Raw genomic sequence first — 15,362 nt, 5'->3', positions numbered from 1 at the left:
CCACTATGTAATTTTGCTATTGATTTGACTCATCATACGAACGTAAAACATCAGCGCTGATAGCGTCGATACTGCCTGCAGCTATCTCTTTCAGATACAGAACCAAATAAACCACATCAACAGCATCTGGAACAGAAATGTACCAGCGGGGATGATCGTAATCATCCGGTTCTGGCCAACTCGTTATGCCGGCAACAGAAATCAGGATATCAACGCAGGGACCGATACCATGCCCACCATCAAAATGCAGCGCTACAGCGCCTCGGGTGCCAACCCGGTGAGGGTGGCATGTTACATTGCATTGCATGGGTAAACGCTGACGAATAGCATCACGCAATTGTTGCAGTTCGCTATCGTTTTTCAGGGAGATCCCTGCCTCGCCTTGCGGTTTCAGACTAAAAAGCATGGGAAAATGGCCACTCTCCGTTTGGATAGTCGGCGTAGGGTATTTCAATGTCATCATACTGCAGCTTTCTCCTGCTCAACCAAACCACGGGCGTTATCTAATGCTGTGGCGACCCGCATTGCCGCTTCCAGCTCCGAACAATGGAATTCATTCATCAAACGACGTCGTTCCACTTTTTCTTCTTTTTCTGTCATACCGAGCGCCAAATACAAACTGGGGGGAACGGCACGGAACAATGCCTGGACGTTCTTCGATAATACGACGCCCTCGGTGTAGCATTTATCCAGCTTGCTGGCCGACATCAACACCGATTTCTGTTCATCGGTCAGGGACTTGAAGCGGCTGATATCATCGACCTCTTTCTTCGGCATAACCAAACATAGCCACCATTCAGCCATGTTAAGCATTTTGCCGGCAGCGTCAGGGAAATCCTCCAGGTTCTGCGTTGCCAGCCAGAGCCAGGCACCCAGTTTTCGCCACATTTTGACGATCTTGGTCATATATGGCGCCAGAAGCGGATTCACGGTTGCAATGTGTGCCTCATCGATGGCAAATACGATGTCTCGCTTCTTGTACTGGTCGCGTTCAGCAATATTGTTAACGGTGTTAGTCAGTGACACCATCGTCAGCGCCATCTGCGCTTCATACCCTTCACGCGCAAAATAGCCCAGGTCAATCAGCGTCACATCAGCTTCTGGCCAGAGCTGCCCCTCACGGTTAAATAGTTCCGCTTCAAAACTCCCCTCTTGTGTGAACATGCTTAACGATTCGGCCATCTCTGCGGCTTTAGTCCGACGCTGTTCATTACGTTCGGTATCCATGGAAATATTGAGTAATGCACGTTGCAAATGAGAAGGTAGCATTTGTTCTGAAGCCGCATAGGCAGCTTTAGCCGCCATAATTAAGGCTTCACGGATCATCGCCCTATCGGCGCGCTTCAGCTCAGCCTCTTCTTTCGTATCCCCGCCAGTAATCATCATGCGGGCTGAAATCTCCATTTCCCCCAAAATATCTCGTTTTTGTTTTTCTTTATTATCTTCTTTCTCGTCGTCTGGATCTTCGCTGTCCGCATCCAACTCAGGCAATGCATCGGCATCAATGGCTAGAGGAACATCACTGTTCAATAACTGATAAGCATCACCAAACAACGGAAGACTCAATCCACTATCCGGTTTGATACTGACCTTATTCACCGTCAGCCCCAGACTTTCAAAGTAATCGGCCAATAACCCAAATGAGTTGCCGGCTTCAGCAATAAACAGTCGGGGTCTGTGGATAGCCATCACCTGCGATAACATCGCGCACATCGTTGCCGACTTCCCGGCACCGGTCGGTCCAAATATCAGCTTATGTGCATTTTGGCTGCGATCGCCTTTATTCAACGGATCGAATGAAAATACGTCGCCCCCGCGATTGAAAAAGCTGATCCCGGGATTACCCGTACCGGTTTCTCGGCCCGTTACAGGCAATAACCCTGCCAGATGCTGTACCCACGTTAGCCGTGTATACCAGTGTTTCTTATCCGTCTCCGGGTTAAAACACATAGGTAATGCCCGCAAATAGGTGTTCAGTGGTGCAACGTCATACTCCGGCCGCACTGGCTGCAAGCCAGCACCTAGCAACACCGTCGTCAGCTCTACGCATTTATGATTGAGCGTTTCCACATCATCAGCGCGCAGCAAAAACGTCAGCCCAGCACGGTACAGCTTATGCCGGTTACCCAGATACTCTTTGACGGTTTTGACATCCTGGCGAACACGGCCAGACTCGGTGTTCTCCCCTACGGCATTCTTCGCTAGTCGGGTAAAATCGGCTTCCAGCTTATCTTGTGGCTGTACCACAATGGTCATACACAGGGTGCTGCCCTCCGGAAAGAGGTCCATTAACGCATTGATCTTCTCCCCCCGGAGCATTTCCCCTGTAATCGCTCCGGGTTTTGGCGGGCGCCGTAATTTCTCGACCGGCAACGCACAATGCGCCTGATTATCAAACCACCATACGCCGTTCTCCACGTCCGAACGTGGCGGGTTGAACCATAGCGTTTCCGTAAAATCATTGAGTACCGGCATGGTGCCATCAGGTGTATCGCGTCGGTCAAAATAGGCTGCCTGACGATATAACGTGTCTTTATCCACCCATTCCGGCGACGGATTAAAATGACGCAGCAACCAGCCATGTACCTGATGGCCATTCTGTCGCACACACATTACCCCAGCACCAGACAATGCACTGGTCACACGTTCACATACCTGGTTGAGCATAGCGATCGGCGGCATCGGGTCTCGGTTGTTTTTACCAATCCAGCGGTATATCACCATGCGCGTACGACGCTGCTGACCGCGCCAGGGCTGGCCAGTAATTTTGGTGTCAGTAAACAGTCCTTCAGAACGGGCAATCCCCCGTAAATGTCGCTCGGTCTCTTTCAGCCAGGCTTCCGAGAACGGTGTGCCCTGCGCATGGGGTTTGACATAGCCCCTCAGGCGATCGACATAAGTATCGACATTGTTCTCATCCTGACAAAAGAACTGCACAACCCAGGGGTTTTCATCCAGTTCTTCAAAGCTGTCCTGTATCGCATCCTCGACCGTATCGCGGATTTGTTCCAGGCGCGCTTCCGTACGTCCTTCTGTCGCAACGGGAGAGACTTCATATACCGCTCCGACAGAAATGCCATCATCCAACAACAGGCATTTATCACTGTCTAAGAACTCTGCCCACGGCAGGTAATCGATGATTGAGGGATTAGCATGATTGAGCTTTACCTCATCCTGGATCGTCATCTTCCCGGGACGTTGCAGTGATGCTCGTCCGGCAACCTGAATTGAAATACCTTCAGCAAGACTGCCGATTGCGTCATCAGGTACACGAATTTCCCGAGAGCGGGATAGGCGCTTTTTATTAAATAGTGAGAACATTACAGCGCCTCCACGCGTTCACCCGGCATCGCATACTGAGTCTGGCTATAGAACGGAAAGACCGTGCTGTACCCGGGAACGGGTGTACTGCCCTCCGTCAAATGAGGGAAAATGTATATCACCATGTCTGGATTCGGCAGACGGGGGAACTGTTGGCTGATTTCACTCTCCTGAGTGCGACTGTAGCTCCGATCGTCATGTAAAGACGCCTGGTTCTCCCCGGTACTCAGCGGTCGGCGTAATGCCTCTCGGGCCTGAGCAGAACGTCGAGTAGTTCCTTCTCCATCTGCGCCATTCCATAACTCCAACATGGAGTGTTCTCCAGCCGGCAGCATTTCTTCTTTTGAGGTCGAGCATCCGCTCAAGAGCGCGATGACCAGCAGCGTGGCCATAATCTGGTATTTAGGCATGTTGTTCTCCAGAACGTCGGAATAAGTGAAAATGACCGGCAATGAGTGAAAATGACCGACACATCGGGTGACGGGATAATTCGGCAACCGTCATCCGTACGGTGTGCCAGTCATTAAGATGACCCTGTTCGATAGCCATCAGGAAAGGATCGGTCTGTTTTTCCAGAAAACAGGCCAGTTCAAAGCGTTTGAGTGATGCGGGCGGTAGTTGTCTGACAAGAAAACAGCCTTCCAGCACCGGAATACAATGGCTACCGACATCAAGAAACAAAGCATTGTTAACCCAGTAAAGCGAGGCTTGTGCTGATTCAGCCAGGCTTTTGGCCAATAATTCAGAATCGGATTGACAATAATGAATATCAATCCGGAGCCTGTCGGTTGCGGACGCCGTGCTAAAGATCCAGATATTTTCCCAGCAGGCGTGAACGTCTTCCATTTCGCCTCCTTAATCTAAACCACGTTGACTGCCACCATCAGCCGGCAACGAGAAGTCATACCGAACCTTGCGACCTTTATCTTCGTAATCAATCGCCAGTTGCTTCGTAATATGCACGGCTAATCGCATGCCAGGCGGGACATAAATCGCATCAAATGTCTGCCCGTAGCGCTGTTTCACCCAGTCAGTCGTCTCATTCAGGCCACCGGCCAGCGCTTTGCCAAGGACGGCCTGCCCTGCGTCTCCCGTGAGTGAGGACGTCATCCCACCGTAACCATTTGCTTGCGTCGTTTGCTGATTCTGGCTCAACGCGCTGGCTGCCCCAGATCCAGCAGAGAGGGCAAAAATGGTGGGCAGATAGGTAGATGCGTTAGATTTTCGCTCGCCACTGATGCACGGGATCCCCGCTTCATCAGAAATCCAGCCAATACCACCATTAGCGCCACTTGCACCTTGATCATTGCCGCTACTACTGCCATTGCTGTTGGCGTTGGCACGCGGCAATGTGCGAACGGTACCATCGGAAAACACAAACGTAATACTATTGACCTGGCCACGAACGCACGACAACGTCCAGTCACCACTGGCAGTACCTGATACGATCGCACCTTCAACATCAGGTAAGTCAACGCCATTTGCGGTCAGGTTGTCTTTACCAATGAGTACCTTGAAGGGATAGGGGTCAGTCACCGTGCCGTTAATCGGAACGCGCCCCAACAGCGCCGTCATTGCCCGGCTGCCGATCAGCGTGGAATTTTCTGGTAAGGTGTAAACGGGCTCTGCTGTAACCTCATTTTTTTCGTTCGAGTACCCTTTCACCTGTTGCTCATACGCCGCTTTCTGGCGCGTTAGCTCATTGTCGTTAAGAAAGGAGGTAGGAAACTGAGGGAGCGCTGGCATGCCAGCACTGGAAGTCTTATTAGGATCCGTTGGCTTCTGGTCTTTTGGTTGTACCCATATCAGGCCATCTGCACCTTGTGACTGGGTGCCAGTGGTACCACTTCCCATGCCGTCCAACCCTAACCCCAGAGGGATATCACCGTGCCCTGAGGATCCCAGGTAGTTACTCCCTCCGCTAATATGGCCACCGGGATTACTCATCGTATTAGCCAGTTTATCGGTCAGTTCCTGGATTTTATTCTGTATCCGTAACTGCTCATCCTGTAAGCGCTTTTGTTGCGTGTCGTAGGACTGTTGCACACCTGAAACGGCCTCATTCACTTGTCCGGATACATCGGTACTACGTCGGGTCAACACATCATTTTGTTTTTTCAGGTCCTCATTTTGTTGGCTGAGCTTGCCCAAATCACTGCGTACCTGGTTCAACGAGCCAACAACCGTACGTAACGTATCCTCTGGCGTATCGCCGGCGACGCCTAACGCTTTAAGTTCATCCTGAGATAATCCCAGCGTCGTCTTAGCGGTATCAGCAGTACTCTGCGCCTGATCCGGACTCTGGCAACTCTTTACGCCAATCAATGCACCGATGGCCAGTACCGATGGCACAATCACTTTGACCAGCGTATTGGACTTAATTTGCATGAGCACGCTCCTTCTTACTGGCCTTACCTGATGCCGAACTCATTTTGGCGACCGGCTCTGCGAAAAATGCCAGTTCCGGACGGCTATCGGTTACCAGATACAATGTTGTCGTGTCTTCTGGTGTGCCTATTGGCCCGACCCAACGATGCTGGAACGTGGCAGAAACAAACTGCCCCTGAAGAATCCGGGGATCGAGAACGACCTTTCGACTTGATGTATTGCGAATACGCAGGGCTACAACGGAGCGCGCCCCAACGCCCCAGGCTGACAGCGTGGTAATATCAAACGGTTCAGAGGGGTATAACGTCGTGATCTTCCCAGATAGCCGAGGATTAACGGGATGAATACCACTCACTGGCTCTACCGCACGTAAAGGACCGTAGAGTGTTTGTGCGGCAAAACGGGTCAGAACGACGGGCAAGGGTGCGTTATAGCGGGGAGTCTTAGGCGCTTTCGCGTCTGGCTTCGTTTCCGAAGCAGAGGATGAGCTACTACGCTCAGATGATTTGGCTGGACGGTCGCTATTATCAACCGAGGTCACATCACCGCTGTACACCAGGCGGATAGGCTCCGTCGGGCCATTCAATGACGCAGTCACGTCGAGCAGAATAATCTCGCCGCTTTCCAAATCCTGTAACTGCAACCGCGTTTGAGGAAATGCACTGTCCGCTTTGAGATAAACTGCGCCACCGGTCGATTGTACGCGTAACTTGTCATTCAGTGCCGGCGGGAAGCCAACACGAACATTTTTATCAGCAAAAATAACGCGTTCTTGCCCAATTTTTAGTGGAATTTGCAGCGGGATCCGCTCCCATTTAATTAATTCGTCAGCAGCGGCATGCCACGATACGGTCATGAGAAATACCAGTAACCCGCGATGAAAAAACCATCGTGCTGTGGAAGGTTTCACTTTCACTGCATAATCCCCTTTTTCTCTGGCTGAGGCTGATGTGAAATTTCCAAACGCTGTGGCATAGCGTCATAACAATCCAGTGCCAGGCCAAACGGGTTACGTTCAGCATCCCCAGCCCAGCGAACGACTTTTAGCGGGTAACGCACCAGTACGCGTTTGACAGGTTCGGTGTGATAATACTCATCAGTCACCAGATCCAGACGGACAACCCAGTTATCACGGCTGATAACATCTACACTCTCCGCGCTGTACCCACGCCCGGGTATCTCGTAAACCACACGAACGCGGTCCAGTAACTCATTACCCAATGAGCGTTTTTTCGCGTCTGCATTCAGAAAATCCAGGCAAGATGGCGTCAGGTACGGGGATAGGCTAAAAATTTTGCTGGGATAGTCCTGTTCACCATTTTTTGGCCAGGCGTTCAGTTGCTGGAAAATGTAAAACGCAAAGCTATAGACTGTCGGTGCCGGCACTTCCCACCAGGGCTTGGTACTACCAGCCCGGAGATCTGGAGGATTGTGAACCGTCAAATTGCTAGGTGCCCGCATCCAGCCGAGTATCGTGACCAGTAGCAGGACAACCAGAACGCCACAGGCAATGCGTAATGTCAGAATATGCTGGTCGCGATTTCTCACCGCGTTACGATAAATGCTCATGATCGTCCCTTAGATTGGCTACGGCGTAATGACCATCCCTGAGAGTGAATAATCAACGTCCCCTCCCCCAACCCAAATCGCCGTTTCTTTTCTCCCAACTTTTGCCAGATGTAGTTCTCAGGCTTACCGCGTTTAATTCGTGCTATCCAGTTGCCACCGAAGCCAACCACCAATAAAGGGGTCAATAGCATCCCTGTAGGGATAATGACCCATCCAGCAAGAGGAATAAGAAATATGGACCACAGGAGGCCGGCAAGAGTCCCAAACAACGCAGCAAGCCCCAACTCTGGCGTGGTAAACCCTCGAAACACCACGGGTTCGGCATTCAGGCGATCGGGTAAAAAAGGAATGGTCCGCATGCCGTCACCTTACAAAATGATGTTGGCAGATTTGCCCAGCAACCAGATGATGATGACAAGCAGGATTGCTCCTACGACGACGATAGCGCCAAATTTTGTCCAGGTTGCACGTTCATTACGAACTTCAGCAAATGTATGTCCGGCAGCAATCGCAACATTAATAAACATAATGGCCGCGACCAGCAGTCCTCCCAGAACAATGCCATCCTGCAGATACCCCTTGAACTGCCCCATGATTCCTGAACCTCCACTGGATTGTGGAGCCTCAACGCCAGGCAAAGCAGCAAATGCGGATTGGCATAACACGCCAATGTAAAATAAGAACGAGATAAAACGGCGAAACAGAAACATGGAGAAACTCCTCTGTGTAGAAAAAATTAGCTGGCAAACATCCAAATGCTGATGACCAACAAGATCGCTGTCCTTAATGCAAATCTGCCCATCGCTGCATCTCTGACTTTCTCGTTAGCCCATCCATTCCAGACATCACCCAATGCCCAGGCAGCCCACAGAAACAGCGAGGCCAGCAGAAAGCCGATACAGATGAGGCTGAGTATTTGGGGATCCAAACCAGATGCAGATTTAAAGGCTGAGGATTGTGCAGCAGTCATAGACATATCAGGGCTGCTCCCGCCGGTAGTTTCCCGCAATGGAACTGGCTTCACGCGGCTGCGCCCGGGATGGCGCCAGATAGGTATCAATACCTGCTCTAATGGCATTCAAATCCGCAGTAATACGTTGATAGTCAAAATGGTATCGGGCACGATCGGCGGGGTCAGATTGCGCAGCAACAACGCGAGCACGTTCCAGCGAGGCCTGGACCTGATCGAGTAGGCGTTGCGAGCTGGCCAGTTCGTCTTTCTCTGATGCATTTGCCGCATGAGTAAACAGCAATGAAGCACCCAAAAAACAAGCAAGCCAAACTGAGGGAGAAAACATGCACACCTCACAGTAAGTTGACAGTGTGCATAGGATGAGGAATCAGGGAGGGTTGGTCAGCGATAAACTCTATTTGCGATGTCTAAAATTTATGATGGAAAATATACCTACACACTCATGCAACAGGAACTTACATGGATTCTATTAACAATTCGGCATTTTATGCATCATTAGCCATTCCACTTTTATCTGTAGCATATATAGCCTTACTATCATTTATGCTAAACGACATATTTCAATCCATCAAAAGACGCAAGTGTAAGGAGACTATCAAGAAGGCAATCAATGCAGGGATAATGAAAAATGAAGATATTTATCTTTTAGCTGAACGATGGGTTGTAAAACGGGAAAAAATATCTAGCGTGCTTAATCTTATTCTCAGTGACTATCTTAACGAAAAAGATTGTCCTGATGAGCCGTTAGAAAAAATCAGAAACCTTATCGTTTGGCATCAAGAGAATGATCCTTTCGCTGATCTTCCTGAAAACATTAAATTGCAGCTATTACATTTGCAAAAAAAGACAGACACTGATCATGCTGGTATTCTACAATTATCTAAGTCGTTGAATGAGATATATTTATCAAATCAACGAAAAGCAAAACGTGAGCAAAGAATCTCAATAGTCAGTCTTTTAATAGGATTGATAGGTTTGTTTTATGGGTTCATAAAATAGAGCCGTACACTCGACCTTGATTCTCGATGTAATATTCATAGGGATTCTCTGCACATTCTATAGGCACTGACGCGCCGCAAGCGGCTTGCCTGCTGACGAAGGCACACAAAAGCAAGTTTTGTATGCCTTCGTCCAGCTCAATTAAGAGACACTCATCTTCTGAAAAAGAGGATCTGCGCCAATAAATACCTCATCAGGAATACCTACCCATTCTTCCCGCAGAATATCGAATTCACCTTCATTCCAGTATCGCAGGAACATCTTGCATTCGTCCGCATCCAGCTCCAACGCAAACTGAATAGCTGCGACAGTCGCATCACAGGATTCATCACTCATTACCGTCTATCCCCCTATAAAATCAAAGATATTTTTTAAATGTGGCCGTTGTTACTGTAATCGCAGTACCAAATAGCAACGCTGCCGGCAATAATAATAAGTTAGGGTAGACCGCCATAGGCCAGGACAAATACAGCATAGCGGGTACATAAAACGCAGGTTTAACCAAGCGTTTGGCATGGTGATAGAGAAAACTGGATTCATAGCCTGCACCAAAGCGCCGCAGGTCACGCCGCCCCAGCCCTTCGACAATGGCCACAATTACCACCATCGCAAACAAGGGTATCGAGAGAAACAGGATGGTGACCCTAACCAAGGTAACTACCGTGACATATACAGTAGCCAGCAAATATTCCCGCAATGATTGTGCCAGCCAACCACTCCAGGCGTTTAAGCTACGCCCTAGCTCACTATGACTTTTTGCCTGCATCTGATATTGGTTACTAACCCAATCCATAAAGCCACTGTTGATAAACGCCCAGTGATAGCCGGTGTTGATCCAATGGATTACGGTGACAGAGGGCTCGGAAAACAACAGACTACGCTTGAATTCTGACGATAAATAGCCCAGTTCAGTGTTCATCACCTGCTGACTGTGTGCCGCCCCTTCTGTAGGCCAGAAGAATGCAATGCCCACGTACTCAATCAGCAGGCTCAGCAATAACGAGCCGAGAACAATGCCAATCAACTTCCATGGCCAGCCCCACAACACGTGATAAAGCAATCCATGTGGTCGCTCTGGTTTTTGTGGGGGAGGATTACGTGCAGGTTCAGCCATACTACTCACCTCCCACTTGCCGATCTGCAGCAGTAAGTGAACGCCCGCTCCACCATCCCTCACTGGAATGATAGTTACGGCGCATTTCTGTCGCCACAGCCTGCAAGTTTGCTGGCATCATCGCATCATCAATATCATTGGTCGGCAGCGGCATCCTGATTTTCCACAACTGACCACCTTCAAGCAGGGCGAACGCCTGGCCTTTAGGCAGGCTGACGACATCAGACGGCTCAATCAACGGGGTTTTTATCGTACCAACACGATCCTGAGTACTGGATGTAAAATCCTGTCCAGTCTCAACATTAGCCGTATCCGAGTGACCAGAAACCAACGTTTTACTGTAGATCTCAACCTGCGGCAGCTGTGTCGTGAGCAATTCTGCAGTTTTGTTGTCCCGGACACGCAGCATGATCAGTGTATTGAAGTTACCAATGACCTGAGCCGTTTTCGCAGCATTCCCGATACGCGCCTCGATATCTGATGAAGTTTGCGTATAGGCGGTCACTTGAACGCCAGCACCACCGCCTTTGTTGATCAACGGAATGAATTCATCACCCATTAGCTCATTGAACTCATCGCAATGCAGGTTAATGACGGCTTTTTCTTCTTTCTGCTGTGGCAGTCCAGCATTAATACCATGTTTATAAATATGGCCAGCCACGCTAACCAGATCGGCAAACATGCTGTTCCCCACTGCCGTAGCAACTTCACTGTCTGTAAGGGCGTCCAGACCGATATACACAACACCTCGTTTGCGAACAATTTGTTCCCAATCAAAAATGGGGCGTGAGTCATCCATATCCAGATAGTCCGGCGACAACAGGGACGCCGTTTTACCCGTCGTCAGTTTCTCCAATAATGGTAATAAAGAGGCAACAATTTTGTCGAAATAAGTTCTGTCATAGCGAACCGCAGAGCGCAAGCCATCCAAAATCGGATCATAGAGTTTCTTACCGGCCTCTGAGCTTAACGCAACCTCTATTGCCCAAATGCCAACGCTATTAGGCTGGCCCTGCATATTTCGGGGAACATCTTCATCAGTGAATACCCCTAAGTTATTGCGTATCTGCAGTTGTAGCTCGGGTAGTTCCTCTTCAATGATTTTCTCAGCATAGCGTAGATACAGGTCCGCAATATTATTGACGTAACGCATAATTAGCGTGTAGTCAGGCCGCTCACCCAATGCAACCAGTGCTCTGGCTACAATATTTACGAAACGCCACGCAAACTCTTTAAATGCAGCACTGTTCCCTTCCCCCGCCAATTGCCCAGAGATACGCGACGCCACTTCAGAGACACGCCCAAACCGTCCAACGGCGTTATAACGAGCTGATATTTCGGGCCAACCCAGATGGAAGATGTAGAGCGAATCACCTCGCCCGGCACGGTGCGCTTCAGCCCAGACTCGACGTAATAAATCAGGGTCACCCTTTGGATCGAAGACAATCGTCACATCACCACGGCGGATATCCTGGGTAATAAACAGTTCGGCCAACCGTGTTTTTCCAACACGAGTCGTACCCAATACGATGGTATGACCGGGGCGATCGGCCAGTGGCATAGTGACATCAACCTCATCAGGCTCAATACCATGTAGTACCGGCTTTCCACCGACGGGCGGTAATGGGCGCACTGGGTTCAGAGGAGAATCTACGCTCAGTAGTTTCGTGAGCCAGGGCAAGTTATGCTCTGCTGCATTCTCTAGTTTACGGGCGGCCTGATACAGGGTTGGCGGCTGAATATAACGCTCGACCTCCGGACGTAACGTGTCACGCAGCCGTTGGGTGTGTTTCTGCGTCCACATAAATCCCTTACCGATAAACAACCGCCGTTTACTTACAGGGATCTGCTTACTACTCATCACGTAACGTGGTAGGCGTCGTAAATTACGACGGTAACGCAGTACCTTCATTCCCTGGCGGGTTCGTACCATGGCCAGAACAGCGAACCCACCGGCCGTCACATAACTGACTGAAGGGGCCAACGCAATCGCCCATGGTGCCTGCACACAGACAAATGCTGCTGTAGCCGAAACTACGGCAGTGTTCAGTTCAACAGCGGGCCGCAGCAATGCCTCAATGACATAACGATCGCTCATATATCACTCATCCCAGCGCTGCTTTGCTGAAACAGCTCCTCCGTGACCATATCCATATACTCCTTTACTCATCTTATGGGATAGCCAGAAACGATAAACTCCCTCAATACACATTGAGATAAGAACGAGAAAACAATAAAAGCTATTAACGTTTTTAAGATCCCGATGAGCGATTTCTGATAATGCCACTGATTTATTAACACACTGACCGAAATACCCCCCCTCCAGCTCAATAGGTAATTCGACACAGTCTCGTATATTCATATATCCAGATGGGGCTGTTTGATAGGCCTGTGCCTGAGACGATAAAACATTCAGATAAATACGCTCAACATCCCCTTTCAATGCTCCTATAAAAAAAAATAAAAACAATAATGATCCGACAATAAGGCTCGGCCACATAATTAGCATTCGATAAAGCATGGTGCTGAGGTCTTTTGCAAACGACATGATATATCCATAATTAATAGATACTTTCATATTCACTACCTTTTAAGTTTATCCAATTTGGATTACCAGCCAACAAAGCAAGTAATTGTTGACCGCTGATGATATAAAGGGGAAACGTATTGTTATGACTTGAACTTGCGTGCTGCTTGCTTTTAGCTCCGGTTCGTCCGGTATGAATAAATAGTCCGCAACACCGATGTTGTATCAGTAATGCCGAGAATTCCTCGACATGCGCGGGGTCTATCGCTCTGCTGTAACGTTTTGCCTGGATTAGCCAACGCAGCCCTTTAATAAAGACTTGCCCGTCCAATCCACCGTCGCCGCTATATGATGCATTGCGAATCACCTTTAGCCCCTGACGCTCCATTGCCAGCAAAAGTAGTTCTTCAAACACATACGGATTAACACGGCGGAGATAAGAAAAACGCTGCGCATCGCCTGCCAAAGTGGGGAGTCTTTTTAACAAGCGTTCGGCAGTTTTACGATAACGACGGTGGCGACGCTCGCTGGCTTTGCCACGCCAGCGGAATAACATGCTTATAACGGCAACAGTAAGAATGAAAAAAAGAATAGGCACAACACTCAAGGCAGGTTCTGCGATCTCAGTCAGATATGGACGCTGTGGGATCATGGTTGTACCTCTGAAGATACAGAGGTCTCCGTGATCAGCACGGGATAATGCCGCAATTGTAATCGACGAGCTAACTCACTGCCTGACGCAGGAGCCATCTGCACATCAGGAACCAGTGAGCGCAGGGACTGAACCGCAGCAATATCCGTTACATTGACGATTAAGCCAACTGCATGCATTTGACTCAGTTTTGCAGCATTCATCTGTAGCCAGGAACGCGACGCCGGATCGTCTCCAATGAGAAATAACGCACCAATGCCGGGCAAATTAAGAGATCTGGGCGTTTCAATACCAATGGTCAGTTCTGATGTCACAATCGGCAGCATAGCGCCTTCTCCCGGCTGGCCTTGCCAGGTACTGCTTTCAGTATTATTGCTACCGACGTTGCCCTGGCGATTAATACTCTCAAAGAAAGGCGCGGCATCTTTCCCCCCCAGATCAGCGACAACATTCAGCTCCGCATGAACAAAGAATGGGATTGCCAGCACACACAGCGCAGATACAGAAATAATTTTCATTTATTTGACGCTCCGGGGTTCGATCCAGACAAGTTGAGTAGCATGAGCAATCTCAGGAAGGGGGGAAGCTGCTGTCGAAGATTCAATCATGGCTAGCTTGTGCTGTACCGCAGAAATGTATCTTGCCGCTGGGGCACCACCGGCCGGATGGTGGTAACAACCAACCGCACGCAACCAACTGTCCGGCTTTCTCTCGTAGCATTCACGTAGGATTTGAGCCGAAACATTCAGATTGGTATAGGGTTCAAACGCCTCCCAGGAGTTTGCAAAACGACGACCGTTCCAACCCCAGTTAACCTGCCCTAATCCGACATCAATATTTTTATGTGGAACCGTCTTCAAAAAACGTTGTAGTGCCTGCCAGGCTTCCAGTCGGCTGTCATATTGATAGCTCCTCCCCTGGACATTAATGCTCCAGGGCCAGGGACGAACGCCATGAGGCAGCTTGCGGCTAGACTCCTGTAATGATTGTGCATAGAACAGCTCAGGCGGAACCTGATGTAAATACGCAACACGCTGATACCCGTCAGGCACTGACTGTCGTGACGCACTAACACTGGCAGAGAAAATACTGAATATAATCAGCATCAGAATGCCGCAACGCGCCATCCATCTTCTCCCTGTTGCAACAATACTGGCATCAAGCCATTGCCAAACCGAATCCAGCGACCACCATCATGGTTCAATGTGATCTGACGGCTCCGTACCCGCTCGGCAGGGATATTGCGCTCTCTGGCCCATTCACGCAGTTTGTTATCATCCCCGCCACTATCAACTAGGTAGATATCAACTGGGCGATTATCAGCAAGAACAGCAGCAAGGCGCGTATTGCAATTTCCGCAATCGTTAGCCTTCATAAATAGTGCCAATCTGCCGCCATTATCATGCGCAATACCACCCGCGTTACCCATATTGACGGGCAATGCATTCGGATAAATACGTTCCCAAGCAGCGTCAACCTCACGTTGAAACTTCAGGATCTTTTCAGTTCGCTGGTATTCTTCTTTAACCCACTTCTCTGCTAGCTGCCGCCGTTCTGCATCACTGCGAGCTTCAATACCTAGCGTGGTTAACGGATCCAACCCGGGGGATTGAATACCGGTTTTCCCTCGAATCATGTCCTGATATCGCGCCCACTCGTCATCAGTAAGACCCCATTGCGTTGACTGAAGGCGGGATAATCCCTGATCAACAGCTCGGGTTTGTGAGTTCGCTTCAGGTGTAACATGAATACTGGTATTAACTGAGGCGTGTGCCGTTCCTGCCAAAGCAAGCACCATCGCCATTGCTTTCAATCTCAT

General features: G+C 49.5%; 20 protein-coding genes. 1 reads left to right on the top strand and 19 read right to left on the bottom strand.

The features are described from left to right. Positions 1 to 16: 16 nt before the first annotated feature. Genes GZ59_RS04605 through GZ59_RS04555 form a run of 11 tightly spaced genes read right to left on the bottom strand, consistent with a single transcriptional unit; the run spans position 17 to position 8,576 of the window. Complete coding sequence (locus GZ59_RS04605) at positions 17 to 463, bottom strand: hypothetical protein (protein ID WP_011092192.1); 447 nt, start codon at positions 461 to 463, stop codon at positions 17 to 19. Continuing rightward, the gene (locus GZ59_RS04600; RefSeq protein WP_011092191.1) at positions 460 to 3,321 is read right to left on the bottom strand and encodes a conjugative transfer ATPase; all 2,862 of its coding nucleotides are present in this window, start codon (positions 3,319 to 3,321) and stop codon (positions 460 to 462) included. Before GZ59_RS04600 ends, GZ59_RS04605 begins: the two co-directional genes overlap by 4 nt. Continuing rightward, positions 3,321 to 3,731: a TIGR03751 family conjugal transfer lipoprotein gene (locus tag GZ59_RS04595; RefSeq protein WP_011092190.1), complete on the bottom strand. Its 411-nt coding sequence runs from the start codon at positions 3,729 to 3,731 to the stop codon at positions 3,321 to 3,323. Before GZ59_RS04595 ends, GZ59_RS04600 begins: the two co-directional genes overlap by 1 nt. Beyond that, positions 3,724 to 4,167 carry a hypothetical protein gene (locus GZ59_RS04590; RefSeq protein WP_039290443.1) on the bottom strand — a complete coding sequence of 148 codons (444 nt, stop codon included), beginning with the start codon at positions 4,165 to 4,167 and terminating at the stop codon, positions 3,724 to 3,726. Before GZ59_RS04590 ends, GZ59_RS04595 begins: the two co-directional genes overlap by 8 nt. A gap of 9 nt (positions 4,168 to 4,176) precedes the next feature. Then, positions 4,177 to 5,709: a TIGR03752 family integrating conjugative element protein gene (locus GZ59_RS04585; protein WP_011092188.1), complete on the bottom strand. Its 1,533-nt coding sequence runs from the start codon at positions 5,707 to 5,709 to the stop codon at positions 4,177 to 4,179. Then, positions 5,699 to 6,565: a TIGR03749 family integrating conjugative element protein gene (locus tag GZ59_RS04580; protein WP_235213963.1), complete on the bottom strand. Its 867-nt coding sequence runs from the start codon at positions 6,563 to 6,565 to the stop codon at positions 5,699 to 5,701. Before GZ59_RS04580 ends, GZ59_RS04585 begins: the two co-directional genes overlap by 11 nt. A 56-nt stretch (positions 6,566 to 6,621) precedes the next feature. Then, positions 6,622 to 7,278: a PFL_4703 family integrating conjugative element protein gene (locus GZ59_RS04575; protein WP_039290437.1), complete on the bottom strand. Its 657-nt coding sequence runs from the start codon at positions 7,276 to 7,278 to the stop codon at positions 6,622 to 6,624. Continuing rightward, entirely contained in the window at positions 7,275 to 7,637 is a 363-nt protein-coding gene (locus GZ59_RS04570) for a TIGR03750 family conjugal transfer protein (RefSeq protein WP_039290433.1), read from the bottom strand. Before GZ59_RS04570 ends, GZ59_RS04575 begins: the two co-directional genes overlap by 4 nt. 9 nt (positions 7,638 to 7,646) lie before the next feature. Further along, on the bottom strand, positions 7,647 to 7,988 hold the full coding sequence (locus GZ59_RS04565) for a TIGR03745 family integrating conjugative element membrane protein (protein ID WP_011092184.1): 342 nt from the start codon (positions 7,986 to 7,988) through the stop codon (positions 7,647 to 7,649). 26 nt (positions 7,989 to 8,014) lie between these two features. Beyond that, positions 8,015 to 8,254, bottom strand: a complete 240-nt coding sequence (locus GZ59_RS04560) for a TIGR03758 family integrating conjugative element protein (RefSeq protein ID WP_011092183.1) — start codon at positions 8,252 to 8,254, stop codon at positions 8,015 to 8,017. A gap of 1 nt (position 8,255) precedes the next feature. After that, on the bottom strand, positions 8,256 to 8,576 hold the full coding sequence (locus tag GZ59_RS04555) for an integrative conjugative element protein, RAQPRD family (RefSeq protein WP_039290430.1): 321 nt from the start codon (positions 8,574 to 8,576) through the stop codon (positions 8,256 to 8,258). Between the two features lie 134 nt (positions 8,577 to 8,710). Between GZ59_RS04555 and GZ59_RS04550 the strand changes: the two genes are divergently transcribed. Next, positions 8,711 to 9,250: a hypothetical protein gene (locus GZ59_RS04550; protein WP_011092181.1), complete on the top strand. Its 540-nt coding sequence runs from the start codon at positions 8,711 to 8,713 to the stop codon at positions 9,248 to 9,250. A 141-nt stretch (positions 9,251 to 9,391) separates the two neighbouring features. On the opposite strand, the gene GZ59_RS04545 is transcribed toward GZ59_RS04550, so the two are convergent. From GZ59_RS04545 to GZ59_RS04510, 8 genes are read right to left on the bottom strand one after another with little or no spacing between them, the layout of a single operon-like run. Next, positions 9,392 to 9,586, bottom strand: a complete 195-nt coding sequence (locus GZ59_RS04545; protein ID WP_011092180.1) for a hypothetical protein — start codon at positions 9,584 to 9,586, stop codon at positions 9,392 to 9,394. 22 nt (positions 9,587 to 9,608) lie between these two features. Then, positions 9,609 to 10,364, bottom strand: a complete 756-nt coding sequence (locus tag GZ59_RS04540; protein WP_011092179.1) for a TIGR03747 family integrating conjugative element membrane protein — start codon at positions 10,362 to 10,364, stop codon at positions 9,609 to 9,611. A gap of 1 nt (position 10,365) precedes the next feature. Beyond that, positions 10,366 to 12,462, bottom strand: coding sequence for a type IV conjugative transfer system coupling protein TraD (traD, locus tag GZ59_RS04535; protein ID WP_011092178.1), 2,097 nt, complete (start codon positions 12,460 to 12,462; stop codon positions 10,366 to 10,368). Positions 12,463 to 12,465: 3 nt separating this feature from the next. After that, a complete protein-coding gene (locus tag GZ59_RS04530) occupies positions 12,466 to 12,942 on the bottom strand; it encodes a hypothetical protein (protein WP_039290425.1) in 477 nt (158 codons plus the stop codon). After that, positions 12,926 to 13,543 (bottom strand): restriction endonuclease, encoded by a 618-nt coding sequence (locus tag GZ59_RS04525; protein WP_011092176.1) that lies wholly within the window; start codon positions 13,541 to 13,543, stop codon positions 12,926 to 12,928. Before GZ59_RS04525 ends, GZ59_RS04530 begins: the two co-directional genes overlap by 17 nt. Beyond that, entirely contained in the window at positions 13,540 to 14,061 is a 522-nt protein-coding gene (locus GZ59_RS04520) for an integrating conjugative element protein (RefSeq protein ID WP_011092175.1), read from the bottom strand. Before GZ59_RS04520 ends, GZ59_RS04525 begins: the two co-directional genes overlap by 4 nt. Further along, positions 14,062 to 14,649 (bottom strand): lysozyme family protein, encoded by a 588-nt coding sequence (locus GZ59_RS04515; RefSeq protein ID WP_011092174.1) that lies wholly within the window; start codon positions 14,647 to 14,649, stop codon positions 14,062 to 14,064. Continuing rightward, the gene (locus GZ59_RS04510) at positions 14,649 to 15,362 is read right to left on the bottom strand and encodes a TIGR03759 family integrating conjugative element protein (protein ID WP_011092173.1); all 714 of its coding nucleotides are present in this window, start codon (positions 15,360 to 15,362) and stop codon (positions 14,649 to 14,651) included. Before GZ59_RS04510 ends, GZ59_RS04515 begins: the two co-directional genes overlap by 1 nt.

This window comes from Pectobacterium atrosepticum, from assembly GCF_000740965.1.
Taxonomy (GTDB): domain Bacteria; phylum Pseudomonadota; class Gammaproteobacteria; order Enterobacterales; family Enterobacteriaceae; genus Pectobacterium; species Pectobacterium atrosepticum.
Note: the sequence above shows the minus strand (reverse complement) of the source record. Positions and strands in the feature narration are given on the sequence as shown.

Excerpts from the sequence above, each read along its gene's own strand:
- GZ59_RS04540 (WP_011092179.1), bottom strand. The coding sequence starts at position 10,364 with ATGGCTGAACCTGCACGTAATCCTCCCCCACAAAAACCAGAGCGACCA.
- GZ59_RS04570 (WP_039290433.1), bottom strand. The coding sequence starts at position 7,637 with ATGCGGACCATTCCTTTTTTACCCGATCGCCTGAATGCCGAACCCGTG.
- GZ59_RS04580 (WP_235213963.1), bottom strand. The coding sequence starts at position 6,565 with ATGACCGTATCGTGGCATGCCGCTGCTGACGAATTAATTAAATGGGAG.
- GZ59_RS04560 (WP_011092183.1), bottom strand. The coding sequence starts at position 8,254 with ATGTCTATGACTGCTGCACAATCCTCAGCCTTTAAATCTGCATCTGGT.
- GZ59_RS04575 (WP_039290437.1), bottom strand. The coding sequence starts at position 7,278 with ATGAGCATTTATCGTAACGCGGTGAGAAATCGCGACCAGCATATTCTG.
- GZ59_RS04520 (WP_011092175.1), bottom strand. The coding sequence starts at position 14,061 with ATGAAAATTATTTCTGTATCTGCGCTGTGTGTGCTGGCAATCCCATTC.
- GZ59_RS04530 (WP_039290425.1), bottom strand. The coding sequence starts at position 12,942 with ATGAAAGTATCTATTAATTATGGATATATCATGTCGTTTGCAAAAGAC.
- GZ59_RS04545 (WP_011092180.1), bottom strand. The coding sequence starts at position 9,586 with ATGAGTGATGAATCCTGTGATGCGACTGTCGCAGCTATTCAGTTTGCG.
- traD (WP_011092178.1), bottom strand. The coding sequence starts at position 12,462 with ATGAGCGATCGTTATGTCATTGAGGCATTGCTGCGGCCCGCTGTTGAA.
- GZ59_RS04605 (WP_011092192.1), bottom strand. The coding sequence starts at position 463 with ATGATGACATTGAAATACCCTACGCCGACTATCCAAACGGAGAGTGGC.
- GZ59_RS04525 (WP_011092176.1), bottom strand. The coding sequence starts at position 13,543 with ATGATCCCACAGCGTCCATATCTGACTGAGATCGCAGAACCTGCCTTG.
- GZ59_RS04595 (WP_011092190.1), bottom strand. The coding sequence starts at position 3,731 with ATGCCTAAATACCAGATTATGGCCACGCTGCTGGTCATCGCGCTCTTG.
- GZ59_RS04555 (WP_039290430.1), bottom strand. The coding sequence starts at position 8,576 with ATGTTTTCTCCCTCAGTTTGGCTTGCTTGTTTTTTGGGTGCTTCATTG.
- GZ59_RS04510 (WP_011092173.1), bottom strand. The coding sequence starts at position 15,362 with ATGAGATTGAAAGCAATGGCGATGGTGCTTGCTTTGGCAGGAACGGCA.
- GZ59_RS04590 (WP_039290443.1), bottom strand. The coding sequence starts at position 4,167 with ATGGAAGACGTTCACGCCTGCTGGGAAAATATCTGGATCTTTAGCACG.
- GZ59_RS04585 (WP_011092188.1), bottom strand. The coding sequence starts at position 5,709 with ATGCAAATTAAGTCCAATACGCTGGTCAAAGTGATTGTGCCATCGGTA.
- GZ59_RS04565 (WP_011092184.1), bottom strand. The coding sequence starts at position 7,988 with ATGTTTCTGTTTCGCCGTTTTATCTCGTTCTTATTTTACATTGGCGTG.
- GZ59_RS04600 (WP_011092191.1), bottom strand. The coding sequence starts at position 3,321 with ATGTTCTCACTATTTAATAAAAAGCGCCTATCCCGCTCTCGGGAAATT.
- GZ59_RS04515 (WP_011092174.1), bottom strand. The coding sequence starts at position 14,649 with ATGCTGATTATATTCAGTATTTTCTCTGCCAGTGTTAGTGCGTCACGA.
- GZ59_RS04550 (WP_011092181.1), top strand. The coding sequence starts at position 8,711 with ATGGATTCTATTAACAATTCGGCATTTTATGCATCATTAGCCATTCCA.